This window comes from Bacillus sp. UMB0728 (genome assembly GCF_002858875.1).
In the GTDB taxonomy this organism is placed as follows: Bacteria; Bacillota; Bacilli; order Bacillales; family Cytobacillaceae; genus Bacillus_AB; species Bacillus_AB infantis.
This window is the reverse complement of the sequence record NZ_PKLA01000020.1, coordinates 1-467: the sequence shown is the minus strand read 5'-3', so window position 1 is coordinate 467 and position 467 is coordinate 1. Positions and strand designations below refer to the sequence as shown.

The following is a 467-nucleotide window of genomic DNA, read 5'->3' as shown; positions in this document are numbered from 1 at the left end:
CCATTACCTTGAAACAAAAACGAGCCAACCCCATTACAAGCAGACCACTCACAATATCCCGTTATTAGTTTTAATTGAGCATTTGTTTCTACTTTGAGAGTCATCCATTCACTTTTTTTATTTATTTGACATTCAATATTAAGCAGTTTCATTTGTCCTATTTCCTCATCATCTATGAACATCATTGGTAAAACCAAGTATAAAGGAAATTTAAGTGTAGCTTTTATGAAATTGTTAGTAAAACCTTCAAAATCTCTTAACATAACTCCAATACTTAACACTGTGAAATCTTTCTTATTAAACTTAATCGAGTTAATCAAGCTTATATGACTATTTTGAATGAAGACTGACATTTATAATCACTTCCTATCGTTAACATCTTTCATAATATAACTGTTAGTATTCAATAATCCTGCCCCGTTAGTCATATAAGAATAGCTGCCTGGTTTAGCAGCTGTTTTGGAACA

Annotated in this window: 1 protein-coding gene; it reads right to left on the bottom strand. The window is 31.0% G+C overall.

Annotated elements, in window-relative coordinates:
- Positions 1 to 353 (bottom strand): hypothetical protein (locus CYJ37_RS26785; protein WP_142385329.1); only part of this gene is annotated, 353 nt, incomplete at its 3' end.
- Positions 354 to 467 lie beyond the last annotated feature (114 nt).